Below are 23,247 nucleotides of genomic sequence, written 5' to 3'. Positions count from 1 at the left end.
TCATCGAGCCGACATCGAGGTGCCAAACCATCCCGTCGATATGGACTCTTGGGGAAGATCAGCCTGTTATCCCCGGGGTACCTTTTATCCGTTGAGCGACACCCCTTCCACTCGGGGGTGCCGGATCACTAGTCCCGACTTTCGTCCCTGCTTGACGTGTAGGTCTCGCAGTCAAGCTCCCTTGTGCACTTACACTCAACACCTGATTGCCGTCCAGGTTGAGGGAACCTTTGGGCGCCTCCGTTACTTTTTAGGAGGCAACCGCCCCAGTTAAACTACCCGCCAGGCACTGTCCCTGAACCGGATAGACGGTTCGAGGTTAGAGGCCCAATACGATCAGAGTGGTATTTCAACAACGACTCCACAATCACTGGCGTGACTGCTTCATAGTCTCCCACCTATCCTACACAAACCGTATCGAGCACCAATACCAAGTTGTAGTGAAGGTCCCGGGGTCTTTTCGTCCTGCCGCGCGTAACGAGCATCTTTACTCGTAATGCAATTTCGCCGAGTCTATGGTTGAGACAGCTGAGAAGTCGTTACGCCATTCGTGCAGGTCGGAACTTACCCGACAAGGAATTTCGCTACCTTAGGATGGTTATAGTTACCACCGCCGTTTACTGGGGCTTAAATTCTCCGCTTCACCCTTGCGGGTTAACGGGTCCTCTTAACCTTCCAGCACCGGGCAGGCGTCAGTCCGTATACATCGTCTTGCGACTTCGCACGGACCTGTGTTTTTAGTAAACAGTCGCTTCTCACTGGTTTGTGCCACCCCCTCCCGCTGCCGGCCGCGAGGGCCTTGACGGTGTGGGGGTCCCCCTTCTCCCGAAGTTACGGGGGCATTTTGCCGAGTTCCTTAACCATAGTTCACTCGTACGCCTCGGTATTCTCTACCTGACCACCTGTGTTGGTTTGGGGTACGGGCCGTGTATGCGCTCGCTAGAGGCTTTTCTCGACAGCATAGGATCACCGAATTCGCCTCACTCGGCTATGCATCACCTCTCAGGAATCGTGAACGACGGATTTGCCTATCGTTCTCCCTACAGGTTTGCCCCAGTATTACCACTGACTGGTACGGCTACCTTCCTGCGTCACCCCATCGCTTGACTACTACCCACACGGGTCCCACGCAGCGGGCGACCCCCGCCTCCCGAAGGAGTTGGTAGGCCACCGTTTGGGTGGTTAGCAGTATGGATTCGTCAGGGACGCTCATACACGGGTACGGGAATATCAACCCGTTGTCCATCGACTACGCCTGTCGGCCTCGCCTTAGGTCCCGACTCACCCTGGGCGGACTGGCCTGGCCCAGGAACCCTTGGTCTTCCGGCGGGCAAGGTTCTCACTTGCCTTATCGCTACTCATGCCTGCATTCTCACTCCCACACCCTCCACCACTGAATCACTTCGTGGCTTCACCGGATGCAGGACGCTCCCCTACCCAACAACACCACAAGGTGTTGCTGCCGCGGCTTCGGCGGTGTGCTTGAGCCCCGCTACATTATCGGCGCGCAATCACTTGACCAGTGAGCTATTACGCACTCTTTCAAGGGTGGCTGCTTCTAAGCCAACCTCCTGGTTGTCTTCGCGACTGCACATCCTTTTCCACTTAGCACACGCTTAGGGGCCTTAGCCGGCGATCTGGGCTGTTTCCCTCTCGACGCACGGAGCTTATCCCCCGCCGTCTCACTGCCGCACTACACCTTGCCGGCATTCGGAGTTTGGCTGACGTCAGTAACCTAGTAGGGCCCATCGGCCATCCAGTAGCTCTACCTCCAGCAAGAACCATGCGACGCTGCACCTAAATGCATTTCGGGGAGAACCAGCTATCACGGAGTTTGATTGGCCTTTCACCCCTACCCACAGCTCATCCCCTCAGTCTTCAACCTAAGTGGGTTCGGGCCTCCACGCGGTCTTACCCGCGCTTCACCCTGGCCATGGGTAGATCACTCCGCTTCGGGTCCAGAACACACCACTACACCACACACTCTTGTATGGATACGCCCTATTCAGACTCGCTTTCGCTGCGGCTACCCCACACGGGTTAACCTCGCGACATGTCCCTGACTCGCAGGCTCATTCTTCAAAAGGCACGCCATCACCCCACCACAAAGTGGAGGGCTTTGACGGATTGTAGGCACACGGTTTCAGGTACTCTTTCACTCCCCTCCCGGGGTACTTTTCACCATTCCCTCACGGTACTGATCCGCTATCGGTCACTGAGAAGTATTCAGGCTTACCGGGTGGTCCCGGCAGATTCACAGCAGATTCCACGGGCCCGCTGCTACTCGGGGAAAACATTCCACAGAAGCCGCCAAGTTTTCGGTTACAGGACTCTCACCCTCTACGGCAGACCATCCCAGGCCACTTCACCTAACCCAACGGTTTATCACTTCCGCTCCCATCGGCGGATGGAAGAAGGAACGCCCCACAACACCGCACACACAACCCCCGCCGGGTATCACATGCACACGGTTTAGCCATCCTCCGCTTTCGCTCGCCACTACTCACGGAATCACAATTGTTTTCTCTTCCTACGGGTACTGAGATGTTTCACTTCCCCGCGTTCCCCCCAGACGCCTATATATTCAACGCCTGGTGACACGACATCACTCGTGCCGGGTTTCCCCATTCGGACATCCTCGGATCCACGCTCGGTTGACAACTCCCCGAGGCATATCGCAGCCTCCCACGTCCTTCATCGGCTCTCAGTGCCAAGGCATCCACCATGCGCCCTTAAACACTTACACACAAAACAGATCAAAATTCTCGGAAGAATATTGCATTAACACCGCAACAAACCACCCACCCACCCAAAGGTGAGCAGGCCATTCATCGCGAGATGCTCGCAACCACTATCCACAAATCAAACACCACACCCCACCACCAAAGCAGGGCGACAACACGTCCTCCCACCACACACAGTGGCCAGGGAACAAACGGGCCTGTTGTCTCAAAGCCCAATAGTGTGTCTGGCAATTTTTCGCCGCCGGCTTTCCCCACCGAACGGACATGTCTGTTGTTGCACCCAGTCGGGGCCACTACAGCCACCGACTCCTCACGGCATCAGGTAAGACCCAGTGTCTCAACCTTTTTCGTGGTGCTCCTTAGAAAGGAGGTGATCCAGCCGCACCTTCCGGTACGGCTACCTTGTTACGACTTCGTCCCAATCGCCGATCCCACCTTCGACGGCTCCCTCCCACAAGGGGTTAGGCCACCGGCTTCGGGTGTTACCGACTTTCATGACGTGACGGGCGGTGTGTACAAGGCCCGGGAACGTATTCACCGCAGCGTTGCTGATCTGCGATTACTAGCGACTCCGACTTCACGGGGTCGAGTTGCAGACCCCGATCCGAACTGAGACCGGCTTTGAAAGGATTCGCTCCACCTCACGGCATCGCAGCCCTTTGTACCGGCCATTGTAGCATGTGTGAAGCCCTGGACATAAGGGGCATGATGACTTGACGTCATCCCCACCTTCCTCCGAGTTGACCCCGGCAGTCTCTCACGAGTCCCCGCCATAACGCGCTGGCAACATGAGACAAGGGTTGCGCTCGTTGCGGGACTTAACCCAACATCTCACGACACGAGCTGACGACAGCCATGCACCACCTGCACACAGGCCACAAGGGAAACGACATCTCTGCCGCCGTCCTGTGCATGTCAAACCCAGGTAAGGTTCTTCGCGTTGCATCGAATTAATCCACATGCTCCGCCGCTTGTGCGGGCCCCCGTCAATTCCTTTGAGTTTTAGCCTTGCGGCCGTACTCCCCAGGCGGGGTACTTAATGCGTTAGCTACGGCACGGATCCCAAGGAAGGAAACCCACACCTAGTACCCACCGTTTACGGCGTGGACTACCAGGGTATCTAATCCTGTTCGCTCCCCACGCTTTCGCTCCTCAGCGTCAGTTACTGCCCAGAGACCCGCCTTCGCCACCGGTGTTCCTCCTGATATCTGCGCATTCCACCGCTACACCAGGAATTCCAGTCTCCCCTGCAGTACTCCAGTCTGCCCGTATCGCCCGCACGCCCACAGTTAAGCTGTGAGTTTTCACGGACAACGCGACAAACCACCTACGAGCTCTTTACGCCCAGTAATTCCGGACAACGCTCGCACCCTACGTATTACCGCGGCTGCTGGCACGTAGTTGGCCGGTGCTTCTTCTGTACCTACCGTCACTTGCGCTTCGTCGGTACTGAAAGAGGTTTACAACCCGAAGGCCGTCATCCCCCACGCGGCGTCGCTGCATCAGGCTTGCGCCCATTGTGCAATATTCCCCACTGCTGCCTCCCGTAGGAGTCTGGGCCGTATCTCAGTCCCAGTGTGGCCGGACACCCTCTCAGGCCGGCTACCCGTCGTCGCCTTGGTAGGCCATCACCCCACCAACAAGCTGATAGGCCGCGGGCTCATCCCACACCGCAAAAGCTTTCCCCCACCAGACCATGCGGCCAGCAGGAAATATTCGGTATTAGACCCAGTTTCCCAGGCTTATCCCAAAGTGCAGGGCAGATCACCCACGTGTTACTCACCCGTTCGCCACTCGAGTACCCCCGAAAGGGCCTTTCCGTTCGACTTGCATGTGTTAAGCACGCCGCCAGCGTTCGTCCTGAGCCAGGATCAAACTCTCCAAACAAAAACTGTCCGAAAAAATTCGACCATAACCAAAGACACCAAAAACTGGCATCAAAAAACATCCACCCCTAAACGGGAAAAAGAGGCAGACAAAAAACAACAAACAAAAACCACCAAACACACTATTGAGTTCTCAAACAACACACCCGCACGGCCGCGCCACTAGCCCGCGGCATTTAAGCCGCGTACTCGTAGTGCGGACGTTCAGGAGCCCACCGAAGTGGGACTTCCCTCTGGGAGTCGCCGCGCTCTTCGGGCTTGGCCCGTGTCGCAGCGACGAGTCCATAAGTTACGTGAGGGAAAAGTAGGAGTCAAATGGCCTGATAGAACGGGTTTTTCGGATCGACACCCATCACGCGCACCGGGGTGCGTTGACTGCTACCGGAAGCTTCAACGCTGCACGCGCCCAAGTTGTTCCCGGGCGCTCAGGCGACCCGTTCGATACCGGCGATGTTGCGCTTGCCGCGCCGCAACACCAGCCACCGCTCGTGCAGGAAGTTGGCCGGCTGAGGAACCCAGTCCTCGGTGTCGATTCGGGCGTTGTTGACGTAGACGCCGCCCTCGGCGACGGTGCGCCTGGCCGCGCCCTTGCTCGGTGACAGCCCGCTGGCCACCAGCAGGTCGACGATTGTATCGGGCCCGCCGGGCTTCAATTCGGCGACGGCGGCCTCGCGTAGCGCCGCACCCAGCGTCGGCTCGTCGAGTTCGCTGAGTTCGCCGCGGCCGAACAGCGCCTGGCTGGCGTGTTCGACGGACCGCGTCGCGGCCTCGCCGTGCACCAAAGTGGTCAGCTCGCGCGCCAGTCGCCGCTGGGCCGCGCGCTCATGGGCGCGCTCCGCGGTCGCCTGTTCCAACTCGGCCAACTCCTCGGGCGAGAGGAACGTGAACCAGCGCAGGTAGCGGATGACGTCCGCGTCGGCGGTGTTGATGAAGTACTGGTACCAGGCGTACGGACTGGTCATCTCCGGGTCGAGCCACAGGCTGCCGCCACCGGTCGACTTCCCGAACTTCTTCCCCTCCGAGTCGGTCACCAGCGGTGTGGTCAGGGCGTGCACCGTGGCGCCGTCCTTCTGACGCACCAGCCTGACCCCGGCGATGATGTTGCCCCATTGATCGGAACCGCCGATCTGCAGCGAGCAGTCGTATCGACGGTGCAGCTCCACGTAGTCGTTGGCCTGCAGCAGCATGTAGCTGAACTCGGTGTAGGAAATGCCCTCGCCTTCGAGCCGACGCCGGACGGTGTCGCGGTCGAGCATCACGTTGACCGAGAAGTACTTGCCGACATCGCGCAGGAACTCGATCGCCGACAGCGGGCCGGTCCACGACAGGTTGTTCTCGATGACGGCCCCGGTCGGCGAGTCATTGAACTCGACGAACCGCTCGAGCTGCCCGCGGATCCGGTCCGCCCACTCCGCCACGGTGTCGGCGGTGTTCAGCGTGCGCTCCCCGGTGTCGCGTGGGTCGCCGATCATGCCGGTGGCCCCGCCCGCGAGCACGATCGGTCGATGGCCGGCCTGTTGGAAGCGGCGCAGCGTCAACAGCGGGATGAGGTGACCCGCATGCAGGCTGGGTGCGGTCGGGTCGAATCCCGAGTAGACGGTGACGGGCCCGGCCGCCAGGGCCTCGGCCAGCGCATCGCGGTCGGTGGACTGCGCGATCAGTCCACGCCACTCCAATTCGTCGAGGATCGACGTACCCATGCGTGCGATCTTTCCGTACTAGTCGCTTCCTCCGGGAGCCGGTGCCCGTGGGCTGCGCCGATAGGCCGATACCTCGTGCCGCCCGGCCAGCCAGAATCGCCACGGACGGTCGGCCGCCTTGCTCACCCCCACCCGCGGCCCCTCGGTGGCCACATGCCGCTCCCCGAGCGTCAGCTGGACCGGGCTGTTGGGATCGAACAGATCGATCCCGTTGTCCTCCATGGTGATTCCCAACGCCGAGCACAGATTGCCAGGCCCTCGGGCAAGGGCGGCGGGACGGACCAACTCACCACGGCGGGCGTGTGCGGTGCTCAGCCCGGCCTCGATGGCGGCCGCCCGCAGCAGCACCGCGCCGGCCACGCCGACGGTCGCACAGACGACGTTCGCGCACACATGGATGCCGTGGCTGCGATACGTGTACAGCCGGCCGGGTGGACCGAACATCACCCGGTTACGCACGCCCGGACCTCGGTACGAATGTGCGGCCGCATCCGGCCACGGGCCGTCCGGCGGGCCACCGTAGGCCTCCACCTCGACGATCATCGCGCTCACCCCCCGCCCGGTGAGTTCGGCGCCGAGCAGCAGACGGGCCGCCGTCAACGGGTCGACCGCCAGGAGCTCAGCGGTCATCGTCAACCACGCTCTCGACTCATCGCTGGCGATCCTACGGAGACCCTTGACACCGCGGACGCGGCGGAGAATATTTCATCACATGATGACTTCATCGAGTGATGAATTTCTTCGCCGAGGCGCCGTCCCCGCCGTCGAAATCGAGAATCTGCGGGTCATCCGCGGTAAGCGCGTGGCCATCGACGACGTCTCGGTGAAGATCGACCCCGGCACGATCACCGGGCTTCTGGGCCCGTCCGGCTGCGGCAAGACCACGCTGATGCGAAGCATCGTCGGCACCCAGATCGTCAGTTCCGGCACGGTGACGGTGCTCGGGAAGCCGGCCGGCTCGGCGGAACTGCGTCACCGAGTCGGCTATGTCACCCAGGACCCGACGATCTACAGCGACCTGCGGGTCATCGACAACGTCCGCTACTTCGCCTCGCTGTACGGCACGGGACCCGACTCCGCTGATGACGCCGTGGCCGCCGTGGGCCTCGCAGACTATCGAACCGCGTTGTGTGCCAACCTATCCGGAGGCCAACGCACACGCGCTTCGCTCGCCTGCGCCCTGGTCTCGCATCCGGACCTGCTGGTGCTCGACGAACCCACCGTCGGGCTCGATCCCGTGCTGCGCGTTGACCTCTGGGAGCAATTCAACCGACTGGCGGAACAAGGCACCACGCTCCTGGTCTCCAGCCACGTCATGGACGAAGCCGACCATTGCGGAGACCTGCTGCTCATGCGCGACGGTCGAATCCTCGCCCACACCACGCCCACGAAACTACGAGAGGACACCGGATGTCAGTCACTGGAGGAAGCGTTTCTCTCCGTCATCACGCACAACATCGGAGCCCCCAAGGCCGAGGCCGGCTGAGTGTCGAGGCGTACCTCGCCACCACCGGACGCATCCTTCGCCAGTTGGCGGCCGACCACCGCAGCGTCGCGATGATTCTCCTCGTACCGAGCCTGATCATCACTCTGCTCTACTTCATGTTCCAGAACGCGCCACATCCGCCCAATGCGCCGTCACCGTTCAACAATGCTTGCCTGATCATGCTCGGCGTGTTCCCCCTCATCGTGATGTTTCTGATCACATCGATAACCATGCAGAGAGAACGGGTTTCGGGCACATTGGAGCGGATCCTGACCACTCCCCTACGTCGGCTGGACCTGCTCGCCGCGTACGGTACCGCCTTCTCGATCGCAGCCGCCGCACAGGCGACGCTCGCATGCCTGGTCTCGTATGCGTTTCTCGGCCTGCACACCGAAGGCAGCCCGGTGTGGGTGTTCGCGATCGCGATCATCAACGCAGTGCTCGGTGTCGGCCTCGGCCTGCTCTGTAGCGCGTTCGCGCGCACTGAGTTTCAGGCCGTGCAGTTCATGCCGGTGGTGATCGCCCCGCAGCTCCTGCTGTGCGGGATCATTGTGCCGCGCGACGTGCTGCCGGACTGGTTGCAGTGGATCAGCAATGTGCTGCCCGCAAGCTACGCTCTGGAGGCGCTGCAACAGGTCGGTGCGTACGCCGAACCGACGTTCACCGTGGTGCGCGACACCGCGGTGGTCATCGGCTTCGCGATCGTCGCTCTCTGCCTGGCGGCGGCCACGCTACGACGAAGGACACCGTGACGACGTTGACCACCAACGCTGAACGCAAGCGACCGGGCCGGCCACCCGGTCCGTCGGACACCCGCGACCGGATTCTGACCAGCGCTCGAGAGTTGTTCGCCCGCAACGGCATCGACAAGACATCAATCCGCGCGATAGCCGCGGCCGCGGGCGTCGACCCCGCGCTGGTCCACCACTACTTCGGCACCAAGACCCAGTTGTTCGCCGCGGCGATCCACATCCCGATCGATCCCATGCAGGTCATCGGTCCGCTCCAGCAGGTCCCGGTCGAAGAGATCGGCCGCACCCTGCCGTCTCTTCTTCTGCCGCTGTGGGATTCGGAAATGGGCAAGGGCTTCATCGCGACGCTGCGCTCGATCATCGCGGGCAACGACACCTCGTTGGTGCGGTCGTTCCTGCAGGAGGTGATCGCGAGGGAAGTCGGTTCGCGTGTCGACGATCCGCCCGGCAGCGGGCCCGTGCGGGTCCAGTTCGTCGCCTCGCAGTTGGTGGGCGTGGTGATGGCGCGCTACATCCTCGAATTGGAGCCGTTCAAATCCCTGCCGGTGGAGCAGATAGCCGAGACCATCGCGCCGAACCTGCAGCGTTACCTCACCGGTGAGCTACCCGGCTTCACCTGACGCACGGTCGAGCATCCGCTGGTGCTCGGCATCGTCGGTGATGTCGACGGCCTCGTCGATCAGCAGCACCGGGATGCCGTCGTCGATGCGATACACCCGGCGCAGCCGCGGGTTGTAGAGGTATTCGTCGCCGACCAGCAGCAGCGGGCCGCGGTCCTGCGGGCAGACCAGGATGTCGAGCAGCTTCTCGTCGAGTGCCACGGTCGATCAGCCCGCCGGGACCGGCATGGCCGGAGCTTGCGTCACCGGGATCCCGGCGATGGAGCCGCCGCTGGCGGCGGCCTGCAGCGCGGCGCGCGCCTGCAGCTTGCGCTGGTAGGCGATCGTCTCCTTGAGTGCCTCGACGAGCGGCGTCTGATTCGGCCGGCGTTGGAGGGCATCCGCCAGCGCCATCGCGTTCGAGTTCGACGGGCGGAAGCCGAGCTTGCGCAGCTTCACGGCGTCGTCGATCAGCACGGAGACCTGACCACCGCCGTCTCCTTGGCGGTACTCCTCGTGGATCGCCTGGAGGACCTGGTCCGCGTTGATCTTGGGCGCGTCCGGCTGGCCCTTCTTGCAGTCGTCACCGGTGCACGGCGTCTTCGGGCCCTCGGCCTGCGGCTCGGGCGCCTCGGTCTGCGCGCTCGGATCGGCGGGCTGCGCCAGCGCCACCGGGGATGCCACACCGACCAGCAGTCCGGCGGTCAAGGCGCCACCGGCGATGCCGCCCGCGACGACGCGACGCCAGATGTCGCGAGGGGTACCGGTTCGCGATGTCATCAATCCTCCAGCTCGGTCGGCGGTGGTCCCAGCCCGGCGACGTACCGCAAGGCGGAGCCTAACAGCGCTCGGCTCCGGCGGCAGGTCGTCGGCTACTGGCCCTCAGCGATCTCGGCACGCACCGCCACGGTCAGCCGCTTGTACCGTTTCGTATCGGGGTCGAGATACCAGGCGTTACGCGACGGCTTCGGGATGCCCTCGGCGCGTAGCGGGCTGACCAGCGGCCGGTACGACGCGCTGAGCGACATGTTCGACACCACGTGAACGATGTCGGGTGGCTCACCGACCGCCAGATCCGCCAAGGCCTCCGACAGATCGGCCGACGGGATGCTGCCGCCGGGCCGCAACTCCAGCGCGGTGACGGCCAGTCGGCGTCCGTTGGCCTCCACCCCGTAGGTCACCGCGAGGTCCACCGATCCCAGGCAGCCCACCGCATCGTTGACGGTCGACGCGTAGACGCATCCCCGATCGGTGTGGATGACCGATCCGCGGCCGTCGACGAGCCAGTAATCGCCGTCGTCGTCGCGGCGGAACAGGTACTCCGTCGACACCCACGTGTCGGCCGGAGCGAACACGCCTCGCTTGATCGGTGCGGTGGGGTCGATCGGGCCGCGCGGACGGGCGAGCAGCAGACCGACCTCGTTGGTCTCGGCGCGACGCACGAAGCCCCGCTCGTCCTCGAGGATCAGGTCCTCGGCCGGGTCGTAGGCCGCCAGTGCCAATTCCCGCCCGCCCGGCAGCGGGCGGCCCTTGCTGCCGATCTTCGCGCCGGACACGTTGGCCAGCACCGCTTGTCCGTCGGTGGTCGCGAAGAACTCGACGACGTGGGCGGGTTCGAAGATCTCCACCACCCGCTTCCACAGCCCGGTCGGCATGCCGGATCCGATGAACAGCCGCACCGGATGGCTGCCGTGCAGCGCGAACGACGGGTCGTCGATGACGTCGCGCAGCATCGCCCACGTGTAGCTGACGACGGTCACGCCGTACTGGCGGATCTCGTTGAGGAACCGGTCGGGTTTCAGGCCGCGGGACAACGCGATTCGCGATCCGCCCACCGCGGCGCCGCCGATCGCGACCAGCAGGCCGGACTGATGGTGCAGCGGCGTCAGGCAGTAGACGGTGTCGCTACGGCTCAGGTTGGCCGCCGACGCGGTGCCGAAGGCCGAGATCGCCCATCGCGCATTGGTGATCTGCCGGGCGACGAGTTGGCCTCCGGCCGAGTTGAATCCGATGAAGGCCAGATCGCGGGCCAAGCCCGGGTTCGGCCGGTACCACCCGGGCAGTTCGACCGCATCCGGGTCGATCTTCTCCATGTCGACGACGTCGCTGTCCTCGGGGACGTCGAGGTCACGGGCCTCGCCGCCGCCGAGCACCAGGACACGCATCTCGAGTCGCCGGGCGGCTTCCAGATTGCTGGGGTCGGCGATGATCTCCGTCACCGATCCGAGGCGGGCGGCGGTGGGCAGGTCAGCGTCGGGCGGCATCAGCACCGCGACCGCACCCAGCCGCGACAGCGCGGCGATCGCAACCAGCGCGCTGGGGCGGGTCTCCATCAGGACACCGACGCGCGCACCCTGGCGAACACCGACGTCGATGAGGCCGCGCACGACATTGTTGATGCGCCGGTCGACGGCTTCGTAGGTGTGCACGCGGCCGTCGAACAGCAGGCAATCGCCGCGGGGGAAGTCGCGGGCCTGCTCGGACATGATGCGGCCGAACGAGATCCGGGTGTGCTCGTTGATCTGGCCGAGGCGGGCCAGGCGCGGCAGCGTTCGCGCCGTCTCGACGGCCAGCGCTCGCGCGGATTTGTTGGCGCTGACGACGGCGTCGGCGGCCGAGCGGGCGAACGTCCACGCCATCTCTGTCGCCGCGGCGGTGCCGTGCGCCAGACGTGAGCTGAGCGAGACACCGGTCTCGTTGGGGTCGGAGTACTGCAGCGCCATGGGGTCGACCCCCTCGGGCCGTTCCCCGGTGCCGTCGAGCCATTTGACCCACTGCGCCACGGCCGGCCACGTCTGACTCGAGGCCTTCGACCCCACCACGAGTCCGAAATGTCCTGCGCGGATGAGGAACTCATAGACATCGGCCTTCGGGGCGGCACGTTTGATGCCCCGCACGGACGCGGGCTGGCCGATGTCGTCGACCTCGCCGACCACGGCCAGCACCGGGCATTCGATGTCCGAGAGCGTGACCAGCTCCCCGTGGATGGAGAAGCCGCCGCTCATCATCCGGTTGTGCGCGATGAACTGTTTGAGCAGTTCGGCGATGGCGGGCCCGGACCACGCGATCCAGCCCTCGGAGGCGAGGAACCGGCGCTGCTGCTCGCGCGGCAGCAGGGCCTCGCGGTCGTGCAGCTGACGCAGGAAGTCGATGCGCGACTGCGCGGTCTTGATCGGGTCGAGCATCTGGAAGCCGGTGCGGGCCAGCCAGCCGGGAATGTCGATGCGGCTGAACACGTGATCGGCCATGAAGTCCGCGGCGGCGGGCGCGATGGAGGCGGGCAGGTTCATCGGCAGCGCGGCCAGGGTGTCGACCGGTGAGCCGAACGCGATGATGCTCGCGAGGTCCTTCGACCGCCGGTATGCCGCGACCTGGTAGGCGAACATGCCGCCCTGCGAGTAGCCGGCAAGGTGCACGTCGCGCCCGGTGACCTCTTTGACCGTGTCGATGGCCTCGCTCAACGCGACGACGTGGTCGGCCAGCGTGCGCTCCATGCCCCCTTCGACCTTGTCGGGCGAACCGAAGTCGATGACCCACGGGTCGATGCCGGCCCGGTGCAGGATGCCGACCGCGCCGTCGTCGCGGGTGACGTCCCACATGTCGGCCGACATCATCATCGGATGCACCATCAGCACGGGTGGCCCGGGCGGCTTGGATCCGGGCCGGGTGTCGGGCGGGAAATAGCGCCGCAGGCGGTACATCGGGACGCTCTGGATGATCTGGAACGGCGAGGGAACGGCGCCGGTCTCCAGGCCGCCGTACCGCAGCACCTCAAGCCCGTTCTGGGCGGTGGCCACCAGCCGTCCGACCGGGTTCGTTATCGCCGACAGATCCACCGCACGCTCCCCTTCAAGCCGACGTGAAACCCCCGAAATCGCCGAGGTCATCATGGCACAGCGACCTGCGCGCCAGGGCCGACCTATCATCGGCGGCTGATGGCGAACCTGATCAACGTCGAGCGCGCGACGGTGGGCTACGGCACGCGCACCCTTCTCGACGCGGTCAGCCTGGGCATTGACGAAGGCGATGCGATCGGTGTGGTCGGTCGCAACGGCGAGGGTAAGACCACGCTGCTGCAGATCCTGACGCTCACCCGCGAGCCGGATTCGGGCCGTGTCACCCACACCTCGGGTCTGTCGGTGGGTTACCTGCGCCAGAGCGACGACTTCGCCGCCGAGAGCACCGTGCGCGACGTGATCGTCGGCGGCCGGCCCGACCATGTGTGGGCCGCCGAGCCCGAGACCCGCGACGTGGTCTCGCACCTGCTGGCCGACGTCTCCCTCGACAGTGCGGTCGAGCGGTTGTCGGGCGGCGAGCGACGCCGGGTGGCGCTGGCGGCGGTGCTGATAGTCGGTCACGACGTCCTCGTGCTCGACGAGCCGACCAACCATCTCGATGTCGAGGTGATCGGGTGGCTGGCCATGCACCTGAACCGGCGCAGGGCCAAGGCGCTGGTGGTGGTCAGCCACGACCGCTGGTTCCTCGACGCGGTGTGCACCAGGACGTGGGAGGTGCATGCCGGTAGCGGAAAAGGCAGAGTCGACGGCTACGACGGTGGCTACGCGGCGTATGTGCTCGCGCGGGCCGAGCGAATGCGGCTCGCGGCAGGTGCCGAGGCGCGCAGGCAGAACCTCATGCGCAAGGAACTGGCGTGGTTGCGGCGCGGCCCCCCGGCGCGGACGTCGAAGCCGAAGTTCCGGATTCAGGCGGCCAACGAGCTGATTGCGAACGAACCGCCGCCGCGCGACTCGCTCGTCCTGCAGCGCTTCGCCACGTCGCGGCTCGGCAAGGACGTGTTCGACCTGCACCGCGTGCGGCTCGAGGCCGGCGACACCGTGGTGCTCGACAAGGTCGACTGGTCGATCGGGCCCGGAGCGCGGATCGGGTTGGTCGGCGTGAACGGCACCGGCAAGACGACGGTGCTGAAGCTATTGGCCGGTGAGCTCGCGCCGACGGCCGGCACGATCAAGCGGGGCGCGACGCTGAAGATCGGCTACCTCAGCCAGGCGCTGGCCGAACTCGACGGGTCCGACCGGGTGCTCGACGCCGTCGAGAACCGGCGGCGCATCACGGAGTTGGCGGGTGGCGGCGAGATCAGTGCCGACACCTTGCTGCGGGACTTCGGGTTCACCGGCGACAAGCTGACCGCGCGGGTGTCGGAGCTGTCGGGTGGTGAACGACGCCGTCTGCAGTTTCTGCGGCTGCTGCTCGACGAGCCGAACGTGCTGCTGTTGGACGAGCCCACCAACGACCTGGACATCGACACCTTGACCGTCATCGAGGACTACCTGGACGGCTGGCCCGGCACGCTGATCGCCGTGACCCACGATCGGTACTTCCTCGAGCGGGTCTCCGACGTCACCTACGCCCTGACCGGCGGCGGCCGTTGTGAGCTGTTGCCGGGCGGGATCGAGCAGTATCTGGCCGACCGGGCTGCGGCGGCCTCACCGCCGGCTCCTGCGTCGTCGACGGCTGGGCCCCAGGGCGAAACGGCGTCGGCTCGGGAACGGCGCACCGGCAAGGAGATGGCGCGCATCGAGGGACAGTTGGAGAGGCTCGAGACGCGAATCGCCGAACTTCACGAGGCGATGGCCGAGGCCGCAGCGGATCATGTCCGGCTCGGTGAGTTGAACGTCGAGCTTCAGGAGTTGTTGAGCCGCAAGGAATCTCTCGAAGAGGCGTGGTTGGCGGCCGCGGACGGCTGAGTCAGCCCCGCAGCCGGATGCGCAACCGGTCGGCCGTCTCCCGCACGACGCCCAGCTGTTTGGCGACCTGGACCGGTGCGGTGCCTCCGCGGGCGTCGCGGGAGTTCACCGAGCCCTCGACGGTCAGCACCTCCCGCACCTGCGACGTGAGTTCCGGGTGGATGCCGGCGAGTTCGGCGTCCTCGAGTTCTTCCAGCCCGACACCCCGCGCCTCCGCTGCGCGCACCGCGGCACCGGCCGCTTCGTGCGCGATCCGGAACGGCACTCCCCTGCGCACGAGCCATTCGGCGACGTCGGTGGCCAGGGTGTAGCCCAGCGGCGCCAGCGCGACCATCCGGTCGGTGTCGAAGCGCAGCGTCGCCACCAATCCCGCCATCGCCGGCAACAGCAGTTCCAGTTGTGCGACGGAGTCGAAGACCGGCTCTTTGTCTTCTTGCAGGTCGCGGTTGTAGGCCAGCGGTTGAGCCTTGAGCGTCGCCAGCAGCCCGGTCAGGTTGCCGATCAGCCGGCCGGACTTGCCGCGGGCGAGTTCGGCGATGTCCGGGTTCTTCTTCTGCGGCATGATCGAGCTGCCCGTCGACCAGGCGTCGTGCAGGGTGACGTACCCGAATTCGGTTGTGCTCCAGAGGATGATGTCCTCGGCCAGCCGAGACAGGTCGACGCCGATCATCGAGAACACGAACGCGGCCTCGGCGGCGAAGTCCCGCGAGGCGGTGGCGTCGACGGAGTTGTCGGCGGCCGCGTCGAACCCGAGGTCCTCGGCGATCGCATCCGGGTTGAGTCCCAGCGACGACCCGGCCAGGGCCCCGGATCCGTAGGGCGACACCGCCGCTCGCTTGTCGAAGTCGACCAGCCGGTCGACGTCGCGCAGCAGCGGATGCGCGTGGGCCAGCAGATGGTGCGCGAGGAGGATCGGCTGGGCGGACTGCAGGTGGGTCTTGCCCGGCATGATCGCGGTCGGATGGGCGGCGGATTGGGTCGCCAAGGCGTCGACGACCTGCAGCGCGCCGTCGGCGACACGCCGGATCGCGTCGCGCAGCCACATCCGAAACAGCGTGGCCACCTGATCGTTTCGCGACCGGCCCGCCCGCAGGCGGCCTCCGAGTTCGGCGCCGACCCGGTCGATCAGGCCGCGTTCGAGCGCTCCGTGGACGTCCTCGTCGGTGACCAGCGGGCCGAAGCTGCCGTCCGCGACGTCGGCGGCCAGGCTGTCGAGACCCGTCAGCAGACCGTCGCGCTGTTCGTCGGTGAGCAGGCCGGCGTCGTGCAGCACCTGCGCGTGCGCTTTCGATGCCCGGATGTCGTAGGGCGCCAGCACCCAGTCGAAGTGCGTCGACTTCGAAAGGGCGGCAAGCGTATCGGACGGCCCGTCGGAGAACCGTCCGCCCCACAGCGAACCTTCGTTCGTGCTCACGCGACCATCACTTGCCCAAGTCGCGGCGGGCGGAGATGCTCGACGACAGACCGTGGATCTGCACGAAACCGCGGGCCGCGGACTGGTCGAAGGTATCGCCCTCGTCGTAGGTGGCGAGGTTGAAGTCGTAGAGCGACTCGGCGCTGCGGCGGCCGTTGACCGCGATGTGTCCGCCGTGCAACACCATCCGGATCTCCCCGGTCACGTGCTCCTGGGTCTTGGCGACGAACGACTCCAGCGCGGTCTTCAGCGGCGAGTACCACAACCCGTCATAGACCAGCTCGCCCCACTTCTGGTCGGTGTGGCGCTTGAACCGGCCGAGCTCGCGCTCGAGCGTGACGTGTTCGAGTTCGGTGTGCGCGGTGATCAACACCATTGCGCCGGGCGCCTCGTAGATTTCGCGGCTCTTGATGCCGACCAACCGGTCCTCGACGACGTCGAGCCTGCCGACACCTTGCTCGCCGGCGCGCCGGTTCAGCTCCTCGATGGCCTGCAGCACGGTCACCGGACGCCCGTCGATCGACACCGGGACACCGCGTTCGAATCCGATGACGACCTCGTCGGGGGTGCTCCAGTTGACCGTCGGATCCTCGGTGTAGTCGTAGACGTCCTTGGTGGGGGCGTTCCACAGATGCTCGAGGAAGCCGGTCTCGACGGCGCGACCCCAGACGTTCTGGTCGATCGAGAACGGCGAGCGCTTGGTGACGTTGATCGGGATTGCGTTCTCCTCGGCGAACGCGATGGCCTTCTCCCGCGTCCACGCGTAGTCACGCACCGGGGCGAGCACCTTGAGATCCGGTGCCAGCGAGGCGAATCCGACCTCGAAGCGCACCTGGTCATTGCCCTTACCGGTGCAGCCGTGTGCGACCGTGCTGCCGCCGTGTTCACGCGCCGCGTCCACCAGGTGCTTGACGATCAACGGTCGGCTCAGCGCCGAAACCAGCGGATAGCGGTCCATGTACAGCGCGTTCGACTGGATCGCGGGCAGGCAGTACTCGTCGGCGAACTCGTCCTTGGCGTCGACGACCACGGCCTCCACGGCGCCGCAGTCGAGTGCGCGCTTGCGGACGACCTCCATGTCCTCGCCGCCCTGCCCGAGGTCGATCGCGACGGCGACCACCTCGCGCCCGGTCTCCTTGCCGATCCAGCTGATCGCCACCGAGGTGTCCAGGCCACCGGAATAGGCCAGGATGACGCGTTCGGACATCAGCAAGTCTCCTTTTGTCTAATGCTTTCGAGTTTCGTTGCCAGTTCGGCGCCGGTCATCGGTTCGCGGGCGACGACCAGGATGGTGTCATCGCCGGCCACGGTGCCGACGACGAACGGAAGTGCCGCGCGGTCCATCGCGGCGGCGAGGTAGTGCGCCGCCCCCGGCGGAGTCCGCAGGATGGCGAGGTTGCCGCTGGCGTCGGTCGAGACCAGCAGCTCGGCCAGCAGCCGCGACATCCGTTCCGTCCCACCGGAGACGCCGCGCACCGGGCTGCCGTCCTCGGGGACGATGTACACGCCGACGCCGCCGTCGGCGCCGCGCAGTTTGACCGCGCCGAGCTCTTCCAGGTCGCGCGACAGCGTGGCCTGGGTGACCTCGATGCCCTCCTCGGCCAGCAAGGTGGCCAATTCGGTTTGACTGTGCACCGATTGCGACGACAGGATCGCCACGATGCGGGCCTGCCGTCCGGCGCGGGTCGCCGCTGAAGTCATCCTGCTCGCTCCAGCAGCCACACCAGCAGCGCCTTCTGCACGTGCAGGCGGTTCTCGGCTTCGTCCCACACCGCGCTCTGCGGACCGTCGATCACCTCGTCGGTGATCTCTTCCCCACGGTGGGCCGGAAGGCAGTGCAGCACAACCGCATCCGCAGCCGCCCGGCCGAGCAGCCCGTCGTTGACCTGGAACGGCCGGAACGGCCCCACCCGGTCCAACCCGTCGTTCTCCTGCCCCATCGACGTCCAGGTGTCGGTGACGAGCACATCGGCACCGTCGGCCGCCGCGTCGGGGTCCTCGGTGACGGTGACGGTCGCACCGGTCTCCGACGCCCGCTTCTTCGCGGCGTCGACGAAGTCCGGATGCGGCTGGAAGCCGGCCGGTCCGGCGATCGTCACATCCAGACCCGCGGTCACGCCGCCCACCATCAGCGAGTGCGCCATGTTGTTGGCGCCATCGCCAAAGTAGGACATCCGCAGCCCCGCCACCTTGCCCTTGCGTTCGGCGAGCGTCTGCAGGTCGGCGAGCACCTGGCACGGGTGGAACTCATCGGAGAGCGCGTTCACGATCGGCACACTCGCACCCGCCGCCATCGCGGTCAGCCGGTCCTGGGCGAAGGTGCGCCACACGATCGCCTTGACATACCGCGAGAGCACCCGACCGGTGTCCTCCAGCGTCTCGTCGCGCCCCAGCTGTGTGCTGCGGCCGTCGACGACGACGGCGTGGCCGCCGAGTTGGGCGATGCCCAACTCGAACGAGAACCGGGTCCGGGTGGAGTTCTTGTCGAAGATCACCGCCACCCCGCTAGGGCCCTCCAGCGGGCGCCGGCTGAACGGCTGCGCCTTCAACTCGGCAGCGAGGGCGAGCACTTCGGCCTGCTCCTCGGGGGTCAGGTCGTCGTCGCGCAGAAAGTGCCTGATTCCGGTCATGAGGCGGCGCCCTTGTCGAGGACCGCGGGAAGCGCGGTGAGGAAGTCGTCGATCTGGGCCTCGGTGATGACCAGCGGCGGGGCCAACCGGATCACGTCGGGCGCCGCGGCGTTCACCAGGAACCCGGCATCACGGGCCGCGGCCTCGACGGCCTTGGCGGCCTCGGCGGTCAGCACGACGCCGAGCAGCAGGCCGCGGCCGCGGACGTGATCGACCAACGGATGTCCCAGCGTCTCGATGCCCGCCGACAGCGTCTTGCCGAGCACGTCGGCGCGACCGACGAGGTCGTCGTCGGCCAGCACCCGCAGCACCGCGAGCGCCGCCGCGGTGCACACGGGATTGCCGCCGAAGGTGCTGCCGTGCAGACCGGGCGTCAACAGCTCGGCGGTTGCGCCTGTGGCGATGCACGCACCGATCGGCAACCCGCCGCCGAGCCCCTTGGCCAGGGTCACGACGTCGGGGGTGATCCCGTCGTGTTGGTGGGCGAAAAACGCTCCGGTCCGCCCCATTCCGGTCTGCACCTCGTCGAGCACCAGCAGCGCGCCGTGCGCCGCGGTGATCTCACGGGCGGCGACCAGGTAACCCGCCGGCGGCACCACGACGCCGCCCTCTCCCATGATCGGCTCGAGGAACACCGCCGCGGTCCCGTCGTCGACAGCTGCCCGCAGCGCGTCGACATCGCCGTACGGCACGTGGGTCACGTCACCGGGCAGCGGCGCGAACGGCGCCTGCTTCGACGGCTGGCCGGTGAGCGCGAGCGACCCCATGGTGCGGCCGTGGAAAGCGCCCTGCGCCGCAACCAGTTTCGTGCGTCCGGTCAGTCGGGTGATCTTGAACGCGACCTCATTGGCCTCGGTACCCGAGTTGCAGAAGAACACCTTGGCGGGGTGGCCCAGGTGGCCGACGAGCGCTTCGGCCAGCGCGACACCGGGTTCGGTCGCGTACAGGTTCGAGGTGTGGCCCAGCGTGTTGAGCTGGCCGGTGACCGCCTCGATGACCGCCGGATTTCGATGGCCCAGGATGTTGACCGCGATGCCGCCGAGCAGGTCGACGTAGGACTTGCCGTCGACGTCGGTGACCACCGCACCGTCCCCGCTGGCCAACGCCAGCGGCGGGGTGCCGTAGTTGTTCATCATCACGGCCTGCCACCGCTCGAGCAGACTCATGACCGCACCACTTTCGTCCCCGTTCCCTCGTCGGTGAGCAGTTCGACCAGCACGCAGTGCTCCACGCGGCCGTCGATGACGTGTGCGCTCGGCACGCCGCCGGCAACCGCACGCAGGCAGGCCTCGATCTTCGGGACCATGCCCGCCTCCAGCGTCGGTAGCATCTGGGTCAGTGCGGCCGAGTCGATCTCGCTGACCAGCGAGCCGCGGTCGGGCCAGTTGGTGTACAGACCCTCGACGTCGGTGAGCATCAGCAGTTTCTCCGCGCCCAGCGCCTCGGCCAGCGCGGCGGCCGCGGTATCGGCGTTGATGTTGTGCACGATTCCGTCGGCGTCGGGCGCGATGGTCGACACCACTGGAATTCGTCCTGCCGCAATGAGATCCAGCAGCGATCCGGCGTTGACCCTTTCGACGTCGGCGGCGAGGCCGATGTCGGTGGCCACGCCGTCGACGGTCACGCTGCGCCGCACGGCGGTGAACAACTGGGCGTCCTCGCCGGTGACGCCGACGGCGTACGGGCCGTGGGCGTTGATCAGCCCGACCAGTTCCCGGCCGACCTGACCGAACAACACCATGCGCGCCACGTCGAGCACCTCGGGTGTGGTGACCCGGAAGCCACCCTTGAAATCACCCGGGATGCCGAGGCGTTTGAGCATCGCGCTGATCTGCGGGCCGCCGCCGTGGACCACGACCGGATGCACACCGCAGTTACGCAGGAAGACCATGTCGGCGGCGAACGCGGCCTTGAGCACCTCGTCGGTCATCGCGTTGCCGCCGTACTTGATGACGACGATCTTGCCGTGCAGTTGTTTGAGCCACGGCAGCGCTTCGGCCAGAACCTTTGCCTTGACCGGGGTTTCGACGCTCATGAGCTGTACGCCGAGTTCTCTTCTACGTATCCGTGCGACAGGTCGGTGGTGCGGATCGAGGCCTGCCCCGAACCGTCGGCGAGATCGATGGTGACATCGATGTCCGCACCGGACAGGTCGACGTCGCGCGAACCCGGCTGCGGCGCCCCGTCTTTCCAGACCGGAAAACCGTTGAACGCCACCGTGACCCGATCCGGGTCGACCTTGAACGGCGCCATTCCGATGGCCGCCAGCACCCGGCCCCAGTTCGGGTCCGACCCGAACAACGCCGTCTTGACCAGGCTGTCACGCGCGACCAGGCGGGCGCCGAGCAGGGCGTCGTCCTCGGACGCCGCACCCTTCACGGTGATGACGATCCGCTTCGTCACGCCCTCGGCGTCGGCCTGCAGCTGCTGGCACAGGTCGTCACACACCCGCAGTATCGCCTCGTCGAGCTCGTCCTGGCTGGGCGTGATCGCGCTGGCGCCCGACGACAGGAGCAGCACGGTGTCGTTGGTCGAACAGCTGCCGTCGACATCGAGGCGGTCGAAGGTGAGCGCGGCGGCCTTGCGCAACGCCTGATCGAGCGCGGCGGAGTCGGCGACGGCGTCGGTGGTGATCACGCAGAGCATGGTGGCCAGCGACGGGGCAATCATGCCCGCGCCCTTGGCCATCCCGCCGACGGTCCAATTGCCCGCGTGATGCAAAGCGACCTGCTTGGGCACGGTGTCGGTGGTCATGATCGCCCGCGCGGCTTCCTCACCGCCGGTGAGGCCGCCGGCCAGTTCGTGCACGATCTCGGTGACGCCGGACAGCACCTTGTCCATGGGCAGCCGGTCGCCGATCAGTCCGGTGGAGCAGACCGCGACCTCGATGGCCCCGGTCTCGGTGCCCCAGTCGCTCAACGCGGCCGCGACCGCCTCGGCGGTGGCGTGCGTGTCCTGGAAGCCCTGGGGTCCGGTGCAGGCGTTGGCGCCGCCGGAGTTCAGGATCACCGCGCGCAGGCGCCCGGTGGTGAGCACCTGCCGGCTCCACAGCACCGGCGCCGCCTTGACCTGATTGCGGGTGAACGCGCCCGCGGCGGCGTAGTCGGGACCCTCGTTGAACACCAACGCCAGGTCCAGCGCCCCCGAGGTCTTGATGCCGGCGGCGATCCCGGTCGCCCGGAAGCCCTCCGGTGCGGTGACCCCCTGCGTGCGCAGCAGCCGTGTGCCGGCGCTCTGCTCGGCGTCGGGCCCGGTCACGGCGCCACACCCACGATCGACAGTCCTTGGGTCTCCGGCCAGCCCAGCGCCAGGTTCATCGACTGCACGGCCGCGCCGCCGGTGCCCTTGACGAGGTTGTCGATCGCCGCGATCGACACCAGCGTCTTCGCGTCGTCGTCCACGGCGACCGCCAGCTGCGCGGCGTTGCTGCCGATCACGGCACCGGTCTTGGGCAGTTGGCCCTCCGGCAGCAGATGGATGAACGGCTCGGCGTCATAAGCCTTTTCGTAGGCGGCGCGGATCTCCGACAGCGGGGCGGCGGTGCGCGCCGTGCAGGTCGCCAGGATCCCGCGGGTCGTGGGGATGAGCACCGGGGTGAACGACACGGTGACGTCCTTGTCGGTTAGCGCGCGCAGCCCCTGGGCGATCTCCGGCGTGTGCCGGTGCTTACCGCCCACGTTGTACGCCCGCGCCGACCCGATCACCTCGGCGCCGAGCAGGTCGGTCTTGGCCGCGCGGCCCGCACCCGATGTGCCGCTGACGGCCACCACGGTCACGGCCGGCTCGATGAGGTCTGCGGCGACGGCGGGCCACAGCGCCAACAGCGCCGCGGTCGGGTAACAGCCCGGCACCGCGATCCGCTTCGATTCGCGCAGGCGCTCGCGCGCACCCGGGAGCTCCGGCAGCCCGTAGGGCCAGCTTCCGGCGTGCGCCGAACCGTAGAACCGCTCCCACGCCGCGGAGTCGGTGAGCCGGAAGTCGGCGCCGCAGTCGATGATCACGGTGTCGTCCCCGAGCTGCTCGGCCAGCTCCGCGGAGTGTCCGTGCGGCAAGCCGAGGAACACCACGTCGTGACCGCCGAGCACCTCTTTGTCGGTGGGCTCCAGCACCCGGCCGGCCAGCGGCAGCAGGTGCGGATGGTGCTCGGCCAGCGTCGTGCCGGCGCTTGCGGCGGCGGTCAGCGCGCCGATTGTCAGCCGCCCGTCGGCATGGGCGGGATGCCCGAGAAGTAGACGTAGGATCTCACCGCCGGCGTATCCGCTGGCGCCCGCTACCGCGACTGAAACCATGCAGGCAATTCTGCATGTTTATGCAGAGCGATGCAAATTCAT

Annotated in this window: 17 protein-coding genes and 2 rRNA genes; 4 read left to right on the top strand and 15 right to left on the bottom strand. The window is 66.2% G+C overall.

The genetic code is table 11. The features are described from left to right. The 4 genes from A5698_RS02000 to A5698_RS01985 form a co-directional block, all read right to left on the bottom strand. Positions 1-2,746, bottom strand: a 23S ribosomal RNA gene (locus tag A5698_RS02000); the annotation flags it as partial. A 361-nt stretch (positions 2,747-3,107) separates the two neighbouring features. Next, positions 3,108-4,631 (bottom strand): 16S ribosomal RNA (locus tag A5698_RS01995). A 424-nt stretch (positions 4,632-5,055) separates the two neighbouring features. After that, positions 5,056-6,330, bottom strand: coding sequence for a tyrosine--tRNA ligase (tyrS, locus tag A5698_RS01990; protein WP_068292608.1), 1,275 nt, complete (start codon positions 6,328-6,330; stop codon positions 5,056-5,058). A gap of 18 nt (positions 6,331-6,348) precedes the next feature. After that, positions 6,349-6,960: a DNA-3-methyladenine glycosylase gene (locus A5698_RS01985; protein ID WP_068292605.1), complete on the bottom strand. Its 612-nt coding sequence runs from the start codon at positions 6,958-6,960 to the stop codon at positions 6,349-6,351. Between the two features lie 82 nt (positions 6,961-7,042). Here A5698_RS01985 and A5698_RS01980 point away from each other — a divergent pair, with 82 nt between their 5' ends. The 3 genes from A5698_RS01980 to A5698_RS01970 are packed head-to-tail and all read left to right on the top strand — an operon-like array spanning position 7,043 to position 9,188. After that, positions 7,043-7,816 (top strand): ABC transporter ATP-binding protein, encoded by a 774-nt coding sequence (locus tag A5698_RS01980; RefSeq protein WP_067085546.1) that lies wholly within the window; start codon positions 7,043-7,045, stop codon positions 7,814-7,816. Next, complete coding sequence (locus tag A5698_RS01975) at positions 7,741-8,568, top strand: ABC transporter permease (protein WP_082963856.1); 828 nt, start codon at positions 7,741-7,743, stop codon at positions 8,566-8,568. The genes A5698_RS01980 and A5698_RS01975 overlap by 76 nt, the downstream gene beginning before the upstream one ends. 5 nt (positions 8,569-8,573) lie before the next feature. Beyond that, positions 8,574-9,188, top strand: coding sequence for a TetR/AcrR family transcriptional regulator (locus A5698_RS01970; protein ID WP_067085567.1), 615 nt, complete (start codon positions 8,574-8,576; stop codon positions 9,186-9,188). Here the strand turns inward: A5698_RS01970 and A5698_RS01965 are convergent. The 3 genes from A5698_RS01965 to A5698_RS01955 all read right to left on the bottom strand — a co-directional run bounded on the left by A5698_RS01965 (position 9,171) and on the right by A5698_RS01955 (position 13,003). Then, positions 9,171-9,389 carry a Trm112 family protein gene (locus A5698_RS01965; protein ID WP_068292603.1) on the bottom strand — a complete coding sequence of 73 codons (219 nt, stop codon included), beginning with the start codon at positions 9,387-9,389 and terminating at the stop codon, positions 9,171-9,173. The genes A5698_RS01970 and A5698_RS01965 overlap by 18 nt on opposite strands. Positions 9,390-9,395: 6 nt before the next feature. Then, positions 9,396-9,947 carry a DUF350 domain-containing protein gene (locus A5698_RS01960; RefSeq protein WP_068292601.1) on the bottom strand — a complete coding sequence of 184 codons (552 nt, stop codon included), beginning with the start codon at positions 9,945-9,947 and terminating at the stop codon, positions 9,396-9,398. 92 nt (positions 9,948-10,039) lie between these two features. Further along, a complete protein-coding gene (locus tag A5698_RS01955; protein WP_067085540.1) occupies positions 10,040-13,003 on the bottom strand; it encodes an acyl-CoA synthetase in 2,964 nt (987 codons plus the stop codon). A 99-nt stretch (positions 13,004-13,102) separates the two neighbouring features. On the opposite strand from A5698_RS01955, the gene A5698_RS01950 reads away from it, so the two are divergent. Next, entirely contained in the window at positions 13,103-14,872 is a 1,770-nt protein-coding gene (locus A5698_RS01950) for an ABC-F family ATP-binding cassette domain-containing protein (protein ID WP_068292599.1), read from the top strand. Between the two features lies 1 nt (position 14,873). Here the strand turns inward: A5698_RS01950 and argH are convergent, their stop codons facing one another. The 8 genes from argH to argC are packed head-to-tail and all read right to left on the bottom strand — an operon-like array spanning position 14,874 to position 23,205. Beyond that, the gene (gene argH, locus A5698_RS01945; protein ID WP_068292594.1) at positions 14,874-16,286 is read right to left on the bottom strand and encodes an argininosuccinate lyase; all 1,413 of its coding nucleotides are present in this window, start codon (positions 16,284-16,286) and stop codon (positions 14,874-14,876) included. 7 nt (positions 16,287-16,293) lie between these two features. Next, on the bottom strand, positions 16,294-17,493 hold the full coding sequence (locus A5698_RS01940; protein WP_067085534.1) for an argininosuccinate synthase: 1,200 nt from the start codon (positions 17,491-17,493) through the stop codon (positions 16,294-16,296). Then, a complete protein-coding gene (locus A5698_RS01935) occupies positions 17,493-17,987 on the bottom strand; it encodes an arginine repressor (RefSeq protein ID WP_067291642.1) in 495 nt (164 codons plus the stop codon). The genes A5698_RS01940 and A5698_RS01935 overlap by 1 nt, the downstream gene beginning before the upstream one ends. Next, a complete protein-coding gene (gene argF, locus A5698_RS01930) occupies positions 17,984-18,916 on the bottom strand; it encodes an ornithine carbamoyltransferase (RefSeq protein ID WP_068292591.1) in 933 nt (310 codons plus the stop codon). Before argF ends, A5698_RS01935 begins: the two co-directional genes overlap by 4 nt. After that, positions 18,913-20,082, bottom strand: coding sequence for an acetylornithine transaminase (locus tag A5698_RS01925; protein WP_068292587.1), 1,170 nt, complete (start codon positions 20,080-20,082; stop codon positions 18,913-18,915). The genes argF and A5698_RS01925 overlap by 4 nt, the downstream gene beginning before the upstream one ends. Continuing rightward, the gene (gene argB, locus A5698_RS01920; RefSeq protein WP_068292582.1) at positions 20,079-20,951 is read right to left on the bottom strand and encodes an acetylglutamate kinase; all 873 of its coding nucleotides are present in this window, start codon (positions 20,949-20,951) and stop codon (positions 20,079-20,081) included. The genes A5698_RS01925 and argB overlap by 4 nt, the downstream gene beginning before the upstream one ends. Further along, a complete protein-coding gene (gene argJ / locus A5698_RS01915) occupies positions 20,948-22,174 on the bottom strand; it encodes a bifunctional glutamate N-acetyltransferase/amino-acid acetyltransferase ArgJ (RefSeq protein ID WP_068292580.1) in 1,227 nt (408 codons plus the stop codon). Before argJ ends, argB begins: the two co-directional genes overlap by 4 nt. Further along, complete coding sequence (argC, locus tag A5698_RS01910; RefSeq protein ID WP_068292577.1) at positions 22,171-23,205, bottom strand: N-acetyl-gamma-glutamyl-phosphate reductase; 1,035 nt, start codon at positions 23,203-23,205, stop codon at positions 22,171-22,173. Before argC ends, argJ begins: the two co-directional genes overlap by 4 nt. Positions 23,206-23,247 lie beyond the last annotated feature (42 nt).

The sequence above is a fragment of the Mycobacterium sp. E136 genome, from assembly GCF_001666865.1.
Taxonomy (GTDB): domain Bacteria; phylum Actinomycetota; class Actinomycetes; order Mycobacteriales; family Mycobacteriaceae; genus Mycobacterium.
This window is presented reverse-complemented; position numbering and strand designations above follow the sequence as displayed.